The 12,706-nt window shown below is 64.0% G+C and carries 9 protein-coding genes and 2 pseudogenes; 9 read left to right on the forward strand and 2 right to left on the reverse strand.

Annotated features, from left to right (window positions below):
- The first annotated feature begins 58 nt into the window (after positions 1–58).
- From ispG to MGMSRV2_RS22345, 8 genes and pseudogenes are all read left to right on the forward strand, one after another.
- Entirely contained in the window at positions 59–1,165 is a 1,107-nt protein-coding gene (gene ispG, locus MGMSRV2_RS18345; RefSeq protein ID WP_024081880.1) for a flavodoxin-dependent (E)-4-hydroxy-3-methylbut-2-enyl-diphosphate synthase, read from the forward strand.
- 17 nt (positions 1,166–1,182) lie between these two features.
- Positions 1,183–1,626, forward strand: a pseudogene (locus MGMSRV2_RS22475) (class I SAM-dependent methyltransferase); the annotation flags it as partial.
- A gap of 17 nt (positions 1,627–1,643) precedes the next feature.
- Entirely contained in the window at positions 1,644–1,892 is a 249-nt protein-coding gene (locus tag MGMSRV2_RS22070; protein WP_024081882.1) for a hypothetical protein, read from the forward strand.
- Between the two features lies 1 nt (position 1,893).
- Positions 1,894–3,129, forward strand: a complete 1,236-nt coding sequence (hisS, locus tag MGMSRV2_RS18355; RefSeq protein WP_024081883.1) for a histidine--tRNA ligase — start codon at positions 1,894–1,896, stop codon at positions 3,127–3,129.
- Positions 3,126–4,376 carry a glutamyl-tRNA reductase gene (gene hemA / locus MGMSRV2_RS18360; RefSeq protein WP_024081884.1) on the forward strand — a complete coding sequence of 417 codons (1,251 nt, stop codon included), beginning with the start codon at positions 3,126–3,128 and terminating at the stop codon, positions 4,374–4,376. Before hisS ends, hemA begins: the two co-directional genes overlap by 4 nt.
- Positions 4,377–4,386: 10 nt before the next feature.
- On the forward strand, positions 4,387–5,445 hold the full coding sequence (prfA, locus tag MGMSRV2_RS18365) for a peptide chain release factor 1 (RefSeq protein WP_024081885.1): 1,059 nt from the start codon (positions 4,387–4,389) through the stop codon (positions 5,443–5,445).
- Positions 5,442–6,287, forward strand: coding sequence for a peptide chain release factor N(5)-glutamine methyltransferase (gene prmC / locus MGMSRV2_RS18370; protein ID WP_024081886.1), 846 nt, complete (start codon positions 5,442–5,444; stop codon positions 6,285–6,287). Before prfA ends, prmC begins: the two co-directional genes overlap by 4 nt.
- 207 nt (positions 6,288–6,494) lie before the next feature.
- A complete protein-coding gene (locus MGMSRV2_RS22345) occupies positions 6,495–7,295 on the forward strand; it encodes a DUF4167 domain-containing protein (protein ID WP_024081887.1) in 801 nt (266 codons plus the stop codon).
- A 106-nt stretch (positions 7,296–7,401) separates the two neighbouring features.
- Here MGMSRV2_RS22345 and MGMSRV2_RS22480 read toward each other — a convergent pair.
- Positions 7,402–8,013 (reverse strand): annotated as a pseudogene (locus MGMSRV2_RS22480) (Crp/Fnr family transcriptional regulator); the annotation flags it as partial.
- Between the two features lie 237 nt (positions 8,014–8,250).
- Here MGMSRV2_RS22480 and clpB point away from each other — a divergent pair.
- Entirely contained in the window at positions 8,251–10,839 is a 2,589-nt protein-coding gene (gene clpB / locus MGMSRV2_RS18385; RefSeq protein ID WP_024081888.1) for an ATP-dependent chaperone ClpB, read from the forward strand.
- Positions 10,840–11,081: 242 nt separating this feature from the next.
- On the opposite strand, the gene MGMSRV2_RS18390 is transcribed toward clpB, so the two are convergent.
- On the reverse strand, positions 11,082–12,464 hold the full coding sequence (locus MGMSRV2_RS18390; RefSeq protein ID WP_024081889.1) for a M23 family metallopeptidase: 1,383 nt from the start codon (positions 12,462–12,464) through the stop codon (positions 11,082–11,084).
- Positions 12,465–12,706 lie beyond the last annotated feature (242 nt).

Raw genomic sequence — 12,706 nt, forward strand, 5'->3', positions numbered from 1 at the left:
TCAACGGCCCGGCCCGGCGTTCCGTCTGGCCGGACGATGGCCTTTGTCGCGGTGAGATATGTCCGTCCGTCCCTATCGTCAGATTACCCGTCGCAAATCCCGGCAGATCTTCGTCGGCTCGGTGCCGGTGGGCGGCGACGCCCCCATTTCCGTCCAGACCATGACCAATTCGCTGACCACCGATGTGGCGGCGACGGTGGATCAGATCAAGCGGGCCGAGGCGGCGGGCGTCGATATCGTCCGCGTCTCGTGTCCGGACGAGGACTCGACCAAGGCCCTGGCCGCCATCATCCGTCAGGTGTCGGTGCCGGTGGTGGCCGACATCCATTTCCATTACCGCCGCGCCATCGAGGCGGCGGAAGCGGGCGCCGCCTGCCTGCGCATCAATCCCGGCAATATCGGCTCCGCCGACCGGGTACGCGAGGTGGTCAAGGCGGCCAAGGATCATGGCTGCTCCATGCGCATCGGCGTCAATGCCGGCAGCCTGGAACGCCATCTGTTGGAAAAATACGGCGAGCCCTGCCCCGAGGCCATGGTGGAAAGCGCGCTGGAACATGCGCGCATCCTGGAAGACAACGACTTCCGCGAGTTCAAGATCAGCGTCAAGGCGTCGGATGTGTTCCTGGCGGTGGCCGCCTATCAAGGTCTGGCCGAAGCCTGCGATTATCCGCTGCATCTGGGTATCACCGAGGCCGGCGGCCTGATCGGCGGCACGGTCAAATCGGCCATCGGCCTGGGCAATCTGCTGTGGTCGGGCATCGGCGACACCATCCGGGTGTCGTTGTCGGCGGCGCCGGAGGAAGAGGTCAAGGTCGGCTACGACATCCTGAAAAGCCTGGGCCTGCGCGCCCGCGGCGTCAACATCGTGTCGTGCCCGTCCTGCGCCCGCCAAGGCTTCGACGTGGTCGGGACGGTGGAGGTGCTGGAGCGTCGCCTGGCCCACATCACCGCGCCGGTGACGCTGTCGATCATCGGCTGCGTCGTCAACGGCCCGGGCGAGGCGCGCGAGACCCAGATCGGGCTGACCGGCGGCGGCAACGATTCGCACATGGTCTATGTGGGCGGCACCCCCGACCATAAGATCGATACGCCGTCCATGATCGACCACATCGTCGGTCTGGTCGAAGCCAAGGCGAAGGAACTCGAGGGAAAGGGCCGAGCGTGAGTACGGACGACGAGTGGATGCGGCCAGACCGTTTGGCGCAAGCGGCGGCGGCGGAATGCGGAAATCTTTCCGCTGGAGGGGATTTTGGCTCTTATGCGCGGGCCAACAGCACGGGCAGCCTGGCCGGCAGCGGCATCGAAAGCCACAATCTGGTCTTCGCCGATGCACGGGTTGCTTTGTATGAACAAATATGGCGGGTGCTGCGGTTAAACGCCATTGCCGACATCGGCTGCGGTCTAGGGTTGACCAGCGCGGCGTTGGCCCGGAAATTTCCGGCAGCGCGTGTCCATGGCTATGAATTGTCACCCGATGCGGTGGAATTCGCACGGCGGAGCTTCCCCCAAGCCACATTTGAATGCCGGGCCATCGGCAAGGACAGCGTGCTGGGGCCGCGTTTCGATCTGATCCTGTGCCAGGAATTCTATCCCTTCACCCGCACGGCCGATCTGGCGCTTCAGACTGATATTCTGCAGGGATTGTGCGCCATCTGGCGGATGGCGGCTGTATCATCGTCGAGTTGTCGGAACGCGATTACCACACCTCCATCTTGGTCAATCTGGACCGTATCGCCGGCTTTGCCATCGAACGGCAGGTCATGCCCTATGACCGGGTGTTCCGCACCCTGCCGATCTTGCCTTTGGCGCGGTTGGCCTCTGTCTTCCTGGAATTGGCGACGCGTCTGCCACGGAACATCCACCTTAAGCTCACGCCTTTGAAGGGACGTTGATATGTCAGGTTTGCAGCCGGTTCGCGGCACCCATGATCTGCTGCCCGAGGATTCCCGCCGCCATCGTTTCGTCGAGGAAACCGCCTTCGATGTCGCCAAGCGCTATGGCTATGGCGAGATCGTCACCCCCATCTTCGAGTTCACCGAGGTGTTTTCCCGCACCCTGGGCGAGACGTCGGACGTGGTGACCAAGGAGATGTATACCTTCGCCGACCGCTCGGGCGATTCCATCACCCTTCGGCCCGAGGGCACGGCGGGGGTGGCGCGCGCCTTCATCTCCGGCGGGTTGACTCAGTCCTTGCCGTTGAAGGTGATGTATCGCGGCCCCATGTTCCGGCACGAGCGCCCGCAAAAGGGCCGGCTGCGCCAGTTCCATCAGGTCGGCTGCGAGCTTTTGGGCGTCGACGGACCGCAGGCCGACATCGAGGTCATTTCCATGGCTTGGCGTATCCTGGCCGCCCTGGGTCTCAGCGACAAGGTACAGTTGGAAATCAACACCCTGGGCGATGCCGAAAGCCGCGCCGCCTATCGCGCTGCCCTGATCGCCTATCTCGAGCCGTTGCGGCTGTCGCTGTCCGAGGAAAGTCAGGCACGGCTGCAAAAGAATCCGCTGCGCGTGCTCGATTCCAAGGACGAGGAAGACAAGCGCGTCGTCGCCAATGCCCCCCTGATGGGTGACAGTCTGACGCCGGCGGCCAAGGATTTCTTCGATCAGGTGACGGCAGGACTGACCGCCCTGGGCATCCCCTTCGTCGTCAATCCCAAGCTGGTGCGCGGTCTGGATTATTATTGCCACACTGCCTTCGAGTTCACCACCACCGCCCTGGGCGCCCAAGGCACCGTGCTGGCCGGTGGCCGCTATGACGGACTGATCGGCCAGATGGGCGGCCCTGCCACCCCCGGCATCGGCTGGGCGGCGGGGATCGAGCGGCTGTCCATGCTGGTGCAGGACCTGCCCCAACTGGACCGTCCCATCAGCATCATTCCCATGGGCGACACCCTGCCGGCCCTGGTGCTGGCCGATCGCCTGCGCGCCGCCGGGCTGTCGGTGGACATGGGCTTTTCCGGCAACATGAAGAAGCGCATGGCCCGGGCCAACAAAGCCAATGCCCGTTTCGCCGTCATCCTGGGCGAGGACGAACTGGCGCGCGGCGCCGTCACCTTGCGTGATCTCGATGCCGGCACCCAGGAAGAAATCCCGCTGGATCAGGTCGAGGGACGGCTTACCGGCGCATGAGCCCTGCCGTCGCCAGCCCCCGCCTGACGGTTATCGGCGCCAACCATCGGTCGGCGTCGTTGGGTTTGCGCGACCAATTGTTCGTCGATGACGCGGCCTCGGCGGATTTCCTTGTCGATCTGAAGCGGCGCGGCCTGCACGAGGCCTTGGTCCTGTCCACCTGCGACCGGGTCGAGGTGTGGGCATCGCATGTGGATGCCGATGCCGTTCATGGCCAAGTGGCCGAGTCGCTGGCGGCGCGCACCGGTATGCCGGTGGCGGCGTTGTCGGGGCAATTGTATCGTCATGACGGCCCCGATGCCGTGCGTCATTGCTTCGCCGTCACCGCCTCGCTCGATTCGCTGATCATCGGCGAGCCGCATGTATTGGGTCAGGTCAAGGCCGCCCACCGGCTGGCCCGCGATGCCGCCACCTGCGGGCCCGAACTGGAGGCGGTGCTGCAAGCGGCCTTCAACGCCGCCAAGCGCATTCGCAGTGAAACCCGCATCGGCGAAGGCCCGGTCTCCATCGCCGCCGCCGCCGTGCAGATCGCCCGCGACCTGCATGGCGATTTGTCGCGCTGTACCGCGCTGTTGGTCGGTGCCGCCGACATGGGCGAATTGGTGGTGGAAAGCCTGCAAGCCGCCGGTATCGGTCGGCTGCTGGTCACCGCGCCCCGGGCCAGTCGGGCGGAGGCGCTGGCGGTGACCCTGAATGCCAATGTGGTCGGCTTCGATACCATGCGCGACAGCCTGGCCGATGCCGATCTGGTGGTGTGTTCGGTGGGGACGCGGGCCATCACCGTCACCGCCGAGATGATGAACGCGGCGCTGAAAAAGCGGCGGCGCAAGCCCATCTTCGTCGTCGATGCCGGCATCCCCGGCGACGTCGAACCGGCGGTCAACCGTGTCGATGGCGCCTTTTTGTACGATCTGGCCGATCTGGAAAAGGTGGCGCTGGAAGGCCGCTCGGCCCGCGAACAGGCGGCGCGCGCCGCCTGGGCCATGCTGGAGGACGAGGTGGGCGGCTTTTTGCGCGGTCGCGCCGCCCGCGTCGCCGTGCCGGCGATTATTTCTCTTCGGCAACGATGCGACGAAATTCGCGATGGCGTCCTGGCGGAGAACCCGGCCAATGCCGACGAGGCCACCCGGCTGTTGCTGAACCGGTTGTTGCACGCACCGACCGACGTGATGAAATCGGTTGCCGCCGACGGCCCGGAATGGCAAGCCATGGAAAAGACCCTGCGCAAGCTGTTCCGTTTGGATTAGAAGGACCGACATGACTCTTGATGCCCAGTTGGACAAGGTGCTGTACCGCTATGACGAGCTGCGCGAGCAGCTGGCGGCGGGCGATGGCGGCTCTTTCGCCCGCTTGTCCAAGGAATTTTCCGACATCGAGCCGGTGGTCCACGCCGTCCAGGCGCTGAAGAAGGCCCGCGCCGACATGGCGGAGGCCGAGGCGATGATGGCCGATCCCGACATGAAGGATCTGGCTGCCGAGGAATATTACGCCCTCAAGGAAACCCTGCCCGGCCTGGAACGCGACGTGCAGCTGATGCTGCTGCCCAAGGACGAGGCCGACGAAAAGAACGCCATCTTGGAAGTGCGGGCCGGCACGGGGGGTGAGGAAGCCGCCTTGTTCGCCGCCGAACTGTTCCGCATGTACGAACGCTATGCCTCGGTGCGCGGCTGGCGTTTCGAGGTGATGGACGTCAACGAGACCGGGATCGGCGGCATGAAGGAAGCCAGCGCCACCATCACCGGGCGCGGCGTCTTCGCCCGCCTCAAGTTCGAATCCGGCGTGCACCGGGTGCAGCGGGTGCCGGCCACCGAATCGGGCGGGCGCATCCACACCTCGGCGGCTACCGTGGCGATCATGCCGGAAGCGGAAGAAGTGGACATCCAGATCGACGACAAGGATCTGCGCTTCGACGTCTACCGCTCGCAAGGCTCGGGCGGGCAATCGGTCAACACCACCGATTCGGCGGTGCGTGTCACTCATATCCCCACCGGTCTGGCGGTGGCCTGTCAGCAGGAAAAAAGCCAGCACAAGAACAAGGCCACCGCCATGAAGCTGCTGCGCGCCCGGCTTTATGAAATGGAGCGCGCCTCCAAGGCGGCGGAACGTGCCGCCAACCGCAAAAGCCAGGTCGGCTCGGGCGACCGCTCGGAACGCATCCGCACCTATAATTTCCCGCAAGGCCGGGTCACCGATCACCGCATCAACCTGACGCTCTATAAGATCGACGACATGATGAACGGCACCGCGCTGGACGAGGTCGCCGACGCCCTGATCGCCGCCGATCAGGCCGAGCGTCTGGCCGAGATGGCCGAGTGACCAGCGCCGGAGACCTGTTGCGGGCGCTGACCGTGCGCTTTCAAGCGGCGGGTATCCAGAGCGCCCGCCTGGATGCGCGGCTGCTGGTGGCGGAGGCGCTGGGGGTCGAGCCTTTGCGGTTGGTCACCCATCCGGAAATGGTTTTGACCGCGCAACAACAAACTGCCATCGAAGGCATGGCGGCGCGGCGGGAAGACCGCCAGCCCATCAGCCACATTCTGGGCCGACGCGGCTTCTGGACCCTGGATTTGCGGGTCACCCCCGATACCCTGGACCCGCGTCCCGACACCGAAACCTTGGTGCAAGGGGTACTGGACCGCGTCGCCGATCGCCACGCCGCCTTGCGGATCGTCGATTTCGGCACCGGCAGCGGTTGTATCTTGCTGGCCTTGCTGGCGGAACTGCCCAATGCCCACGGCTTAGGTATCGACCAAAGCGCGGCGGCCCTGGCGGTGGCGGCTGAAAACGCCGAACGTAATGGCTTGGCCGGGCGGGCGGAATTCCGTCATGGCGATTGGGGTCTGGGGCTGGATGGTCCCTTCGACATCATCGTTAGCAATCCGCCCTATATCCCTGAAGCCGACATCGCCGGATTAGAGCCGGAAGTGGCCCGGCACGAGCCGCGCTCGGCCCTGGTCGGCGGGGCGGACGGACTGGATTGTTATCGTGCCCTGGCCCCCGACATCGCCCGCCTGCTGGCGGTGGGCGGCATCACCGGACTGGAAGTGGGGGCGGGCCAAGCCGGCGATGTGGCGGCTTTGCTGAAGGCCGCCGGATTGCGGGACTTGTGCGTTGCGGACGACCTTGCCGGCCATGGTCGCTCGGTTTTTGCAGCACGGTAAAAAAGTGTTGGAAAGAAACCGCAACCCGGATAGGGTTGCGCCGTCGAGCGTTCCGCAATGAGGCCGGCGTTGAGCTTGTCGCTCCGTCTCCCTCACTCGGCGCCTACCGATCCCGTCATCGTCGGCCATCGGCTTGCGAGGAATCCGGTCAGCCGGGCAGATCGTTTTTGTGAAAAACACCCATAAGACCTTGAGAAGGCGGAAGCAGTGAATCCCAATCCGAAGCAACGTTCACGGGGCCGTGGCAACAACGGCGGCAATCCCAATCGCATCAACCATGGCGGCGGCGGCCATGGCGGGGGGCACAGCGGTGGCCATAGTGGTGGCGGCGGCGGCGGTGGTAACCACGTCCGCAATATCAATGTGCGCAGCCAGGTGTTCGATTCCAACGGCCCCGAGGGCCGGATTCGCGGCAACGCCCATCAGGTGATGGAAAAGTATCTGGGCCTGGCCCGTGACGCCGCCAGCCAGGGCGACCGTCATGCCGCCGAGAATTTCTATCAGCATGCGGAACATTATTTCCGTCTGATCAACGCCTATAACCAGAATAACGGCCAACGCCGTCCGCAAAACCTGCCGACCCCGGCCGAGGATCAGGCCGAAATGCCGCCCGAGGACGAGGATGGCGAAGGTCAATCCCAACAGGGGCAGCAGCGCGACGACCAGCAGGGCGGCGACCAGGGCCAGGACCAAGCCGGCGACCAGGGCGAAGACCGTGCACCGCGCTATGCCGACGAGGACCGTCCGCGCCGCGAGCCGCGCCAACGGCGCGAACCGCGCGAGCCGCGTGAACCCCGCGAGCCGCGCGAACAACGCCAGCCGGCCCCGGTGGAAGCAGTCGAAGCCCCCGTCCCCGCCGCCGTCGCCGTGGCTGAACCGGTGGCCGCCAGCGCGACCGAAGAAGACGCCCCGGCCCGCCCGGTGCGTCGGCGTGTTCGCCGCCCGGCTGCCGAAGCCGCCGCCGAGCCGGCTCCGACCCAAGGTGACGCTGAACCGGTTCTGATCTGATTTTATCCGTGTGCCAGGGCGCGTCGTCGTTCTTCCCCCCGAGGGGGTGAAGGGTGATGGCGCGCCCTTCCACATTCAGCCGCCCGCTTTTGCTCAGCCGGCGGATCGTGCGGCTCATCACCTCGGGGCTGGTGCCGACCATGGCCGCCAGATCGCGCCAGCATAATGGTAAGATTCCGTGGAGGCGGCCATTCTCCTCACGGCGTTCATCCAAGACCGCGTGCAATGCGGCCAGGATCTGATCGCCGAGATCGCCGGCGCACAGGCGGAAGATGGTGTTTTCGCTGTCTCGGGCTTCCTGCGCGCAGCAGCGCAGCAAGGCATGGCGGGTGGCGGCATCGGTCATGGCCGCCAGCACCCGTTCGCGCGGAATGAAGCAGGCCCGGGTGTCGGTCAGGGCCCGGGCGGTGGTGCCGTGGGGAATTTCGGCGAACAGATCGGCACAGGGAAACAGTGCCCCCGACCGCAGCACCTTCAGCACCACCAGGCGGCCATCCTCGTCCACCCGTTCCAGTGCGACCAGACCGCTGTTCAGGTGAAAGGCGCCGCGCAGGGTATCGCCCTGATGGAACAAATAGCCGCCCTTGTCGAAATAGAGCCTAGCTACCGTGTGGGGAAATGGGCAGCCACCCAGATGGACCGAAGCGATGCGCGGCATCTTCTGGCCATCGTCGCCAGTGTCTCGATTGAAATCGCATGCATTCTTGAAATCGCACATGATTTCTCTCCTGGTCGGGAGGATTTCATGGTGTCTTTATTAAGGTGTAAAAGCAATAAACATTTAGGCTTGGTCGGCCTCATCTTTCTTTCATAAAGTAATCGTCATATTGCATCGCGGTGGGTGGAAGGCGCTTGCGTCCGGGCAGAACCCCCTTAAATCATTTGTCGAATGTTCGAGGATCGCCCGGGGTTGCCGCTGTTGGGGCCCACGCGATCCGTCGTATCGGAGGCATTCATGGATTTCGAGAAATACAGCGAACGCTGCAAGGGTTTCGTTCAGGCGGCGCAGACCTTGGCCTTGCGTTATGGCCACCAACGGCTGATGCCCGAGCATCTGTTGAAGGTGCTGCTGGACGACAAGGACGGCTTGGCTGCCAAGTTGATCAAGGCCGCCGGCGGCGACCACAAGAAGGCGCTGGCCGGGGTGGAAGCCGAGATCGCCAAGCAGCCCAAGGTGGAAGGGCCGGGGGCGTCGGGTCTGCACCTGACCGGTGAACTGGCCCGGGTGTTTCAGTTGGCGGAAGAGGCGGCGACCAAGTCGGGCGACCAATACGTCACCGCCGAACGTCTGCTGTTGGCCCTGACCATGGGCGCCGGCACCGCGTCGGCCCGTATCCTGTCGGAAGCTGGCGTCAATCCGCAGGCGCTTAACCGTGCCATCGACGATATGCGCAAGGGCCGCAAGGCCAATTCCGCCAGCGCCGAGGACGGCTACGACGCCTTGAAGAAATACGCCCGCGACCTGACGGCCGCCGCGCGTGAAGGCAAGCTGGACCCGGTGATCGGGCGCGACGAGGAAATCAGGCGCACCATCCAGGTGCTGAGCCGTCGGACCAAGAACAACCCGGTGCTGATCGGCGAGCCCGGCGTCGGCAAGACCGCCATCATCGAGGGGCTGGCCATCCGCATCGTCAACGGCGACGTGCCGGAAAACCTGAAGCTGAAAAGCCTGATGAGCCTCGACATGGGCTCGCTGATCGCCGGGGCCAAGTTTCGCGGCGAGTTCGAGGAACGGTTGAAGGCGGTGCTGTCGGAAATTCAAGCCGCCAATGGCGACGTCATCTTGTTCATCGACGAGATGCACACCCTGGTCGGTGCCGGCGCGGCGGAGGGGGCCATGGATGCCTCGAACCTGCTGAAGCCGGCCTTGGCCCGTGGTGAGCTGCATTGCGTCGGCGCCACCACGCTCAACGAATACCGCAAGCATGTGGAAAAGGATGCGGCGCTGGCTCGGCGGTTCCAGCCGGTTTTCGTCTCCGAACCCAATGTGGAAGACACCATTTCCATTCTGCGCGGCATCAAGGAAAAGTACGAGATGCACCACGGCGTGCGCATCTCGGATTCGTCGCTGGTGGCGGCGGCGACTTTGTCTAACCGCTATATCACCGACCGTTTCCTGCCCGACAAGGCCATCGATTTGGTGGACGAGGCGGCCAGCCGCCTGCGCATGGAGGTGGATTCCAAGCCCGAGGAACTGGACGAGATCGATCGCCGTATCGTCCAGTTGAAGATCGAGCGCGAGGCCTTGAAAAAGGAAACCGACCCGGCCAGCCGCGACCGCCTGTTGACCCTGGAAGACGAACTGATCGAGCTGGAAGCCGACAGCGACCGCATCACCAATGAGTGGCGGGCGGAAAAGGATCAATTGGCCTCGGCCACCAAGCTGAAGGAACAATTGGATGCGGCCCGCATCGAGGCCGACAAGGCTCAGCGCGAGGGGCAGTACCAGAAGGCGGGTGAGTTGCTGTATGGCCTGATCCCCGATCTGGAACGCAAGCTGGCGACGGCGGATGCCGCCGAGGGCCGCATGCTCAACGAGGCGGTGACGGAAGAACACATCGCCGGCGTGGTGTCGCGCTGGACCGGCATTCCCGTCGACAAGATGCTGGCGGGCGAGCGGGAAAAGCTGCTGGATATGGAAAACCGGTTGAAAAAGCGGGTGATCGGTCAGGACGAGGCCCTGGTGGCGGTGTCCAATGCCGTGCGCCGGGCGCGGGCCGGGTTGCAGGATCCCAACCGCCCCATCGGCTCGTTCCTGTTCCTGGGGCCGACCGGCGTCGGCAAGACCGAGTTGACCAAGGCCCTGGCCGAGTTCCTGTTCGACGACGAGACCGCCATGGTCCGCATGGACATGTCGGAATACATGGAAAAGCATTCCGTCGCCCGTCTGATCGGCGCTCCGCCCGGCTATGTCGGCTACGAGGAAGGCGGTGCCCTGACCGAGGCGGTGCGGCGGCGGCCCTATCAGGTCATCTTGTTCGACGAGGTGGAAAAGGCCCATCCGGACGTCTTCAATGTGCTGTTGCAGGTGCTGGACGATGGCCGCCTGACCGACGGCCAGGGCCGCACGGTGGATTTCCGCAACACCCTGATCGTGCTCACCTCCAATCTGGGCTCGGACATCCTGGCCAACCAGGAGGAAGGCCATGATTCGGGCGAGGTGCGCGATCTGGTGATGGAGGTGGTGCGTGCCTCGTTCCGGCCCGAGTTCCTCAACCGGTTGGATGAAATCCTGCTGTTCCATCGTCTGGGCCGCGCCCATATGACCGGCATCGTCCAGATTCAGTTGGCGTGGTTGCGGCACTTGTTGGCCGATCGCAAAATCGTGCTGGATTTGGATGATTCCGCCAATGAATGGCTTGCGCAAAAGGGTTACGACCCTATCTACGGGGCACGTCCGCTGAAGCGGGTGATCCAGCGGGCTTTGCAAAATCCGCTGGCCGGTCTGATCCTGGAAGGTCGCGTCTGTGATGGCGCCAAGGTAACGGTTTCCGGCCCGTCCGGGGTGCTGACCATCAACGGTCAGGCGGTGGAATTAACCTGACGGTGCCGCCTTGACCGAAAGAATAGGGTGACGCAATTGCGGTGCGTGACGCTGTAAAATGTGTGCGTAACTGGTTTGCAATACAGTAAACCACATGTTAGAAGGGCGCCGCCCAGGAAAGCTGGGCGCCCCATCAATGCAATCGGCCGGTACTCCGTCCCCCTCCCCCCCCACTAGGGGTGCTGGCCGCCAGGGCGGGGATGCCTTCGGGCATCCCCGTTCTGCATTTCCGCTCTGAAAACCTAATTGCTCAGCGCCGCCGATTTGCCTAGGGCATTGGCGGCCAGACGGGTCGAGGGCGGGATTTTCGCCATCAGCGTGTCGGTATCGCGTTTGACCGCCTTGAAGCGGTCGAGGTCGCGCCCGGCCAGTTTGATGCTGGTGGGCATCTTCACCGACAGCGGGTTGATCTGGTCGCTGCCCTTCAGGACCTCATAATGCAGATGGGCACCGGTCGAGCGCCCGGTCGAGCCGACGAAGCCGATGATCTGGCCTTGGCTGACCCGCTTGCCGGGACCGATGCCGGCGGCGATGCGGCTCATATGGGCATAGGCGGTGCCGAAGCCCGAGCCATGGCGCAGGCGCACATAATTGCCATAAGATCCGTTGAAGCCGGCGATCTCGATGGTGCCGTCGCCGGCAGCCTGGATCGGGGTGCCGGTGGGCACGGCGAAATCGATGCCCTTATGCATCTTGGAATAGCCCAGGATAGGGTGGTTGCGCATGCCGAAGCCCGACGAAATCTTGGCGCCGTCCACCGGTGTCTTCAACAGCGCCTTCTTGACGCTTTCGCCCTTGTCGTTGAAGTACTCGACCGTGCCCTGACCGTTGTCGAAGCGATACATGGCGATAGGCGTGCCCGACAGGTTGACCGAGGCGAACAGCATTTCGCCGTGGCGGACCAGCTTGCCCTTGGTGTCGTAGAAGCCTTCATAGACCACGGTGAACTCGTCGCCCGACTGGATGTCGCGCTGAAAGTCGACGTCATAGGACAGCGCCTTGATCATGGCCATGATGATCTGGATCGGCACGCCGGCGCTTTGGGCGCTCTCGAACAGGCTGGATTTGATGGTACCGGTGTTGTGGGCCACCTGCTTGCTGACCTGACGCATGGTCTCGATCGGGCCGAAACCGCCCTTGTCGTCCCGTTGGGCGCCGACCACGCGGATGGGGTCGGCATTGAGGGACACCATCTGGAAACCGCCATGGCCGAAACCATGGGGGGATTTCTCGAAGGTCACCTTAACCTTCTGTCCGGCCTTCAAGGCCCGGGGATTGAAAACGCCGCGCAGGGCGTCGATAGCCTGGGTCGCCTCAATCCCCTCGACCCCGGCGCGGGCAAGCACGTCGCCCAAGGTGTCACCCGAGCCGACGCGGACCTGAGTTTCCACCGGGCGGCTGGCCCGGTCCTCCAGTTCACTGTCGGTGGTCAGGGGGCGGGCGCGGGCGGAAAGCTCCGCCTCGGCATCCATGAAGACGGGGGGCGGCCCCTCCAGAAGGTTATCCGTATCATCGACCAGGTGCACGAAGGGGCGGGCGGCGAAGAAGGCGGCGATACCGGCCAAGCCGACAACGGCCACAGCCTTCATGGAACGCTTGATCTTGGCCGTGACGCGATTGGTCAATGGTCGGGTCCATCAATTTACCGTGATGCATGGGTTATCGCAGTCGAGGCGGGGGAAGGCAAGATTTTCCAGACTCAAAATGATTCTTCGATGACCGCATATATATGAATCAGGAGCGCGCGCAGGATTCATTTTGAACCGGCAAAACCCAGCTTTTCCGCCACTTTGAGAAAAGTGACGAGTCCATGAAAAAGGGTTTGACGAGGGGGTGTCACAGGCGTAGAAAGCGGCCTCCCCGACGG

The sequence above is a fragment of the Magnetospirillum gryphiswaldense MSR-1 v2 genome, assembly GCF_000513295.1.
Classification (GTDB): Bacteria; Pseudomonadota; Alphaproteobacteria; order Rhodospirillales; family Magnetospirillaceae; genus Magnetospirillum; species Magnetospirillum gryphiswaldense.

Coding starts and splice junctions, on each gene's coding strand:
- prfA (WP_024081885.1), top strand. CDS start 4,387: ATGACTCTTGATGCCCAGTTGGACAAGGTGCTGTACCGCTATGACGAG.
- ispG (WP_024081880.1), top strand. CDS start 59: ATGTCCGTCCGTCCCTATCGTCAGATTACCCGTCGCAAATCCCGGCAG.
- clpB (WP_024081888.1), top strand. CDS start 8,251: ATGGATTTCGAGAAATACAGCGAACGCTGCAAGGGTTTCGTTCAGGCG.
- hisS (WP_024081883.1), top strand. CDS start 1,894: ATGTCAGGTTTGCAGCCGGTTCGCGGCACCCATGATCTGCTGCCCGAG.
- hemA (WP_024081884.1), top strand. CDS start 3,126: ATGAGCCCTGCCGTCGCCAGCCCCCGCCTGACGGTTATCGGCGCCAAC.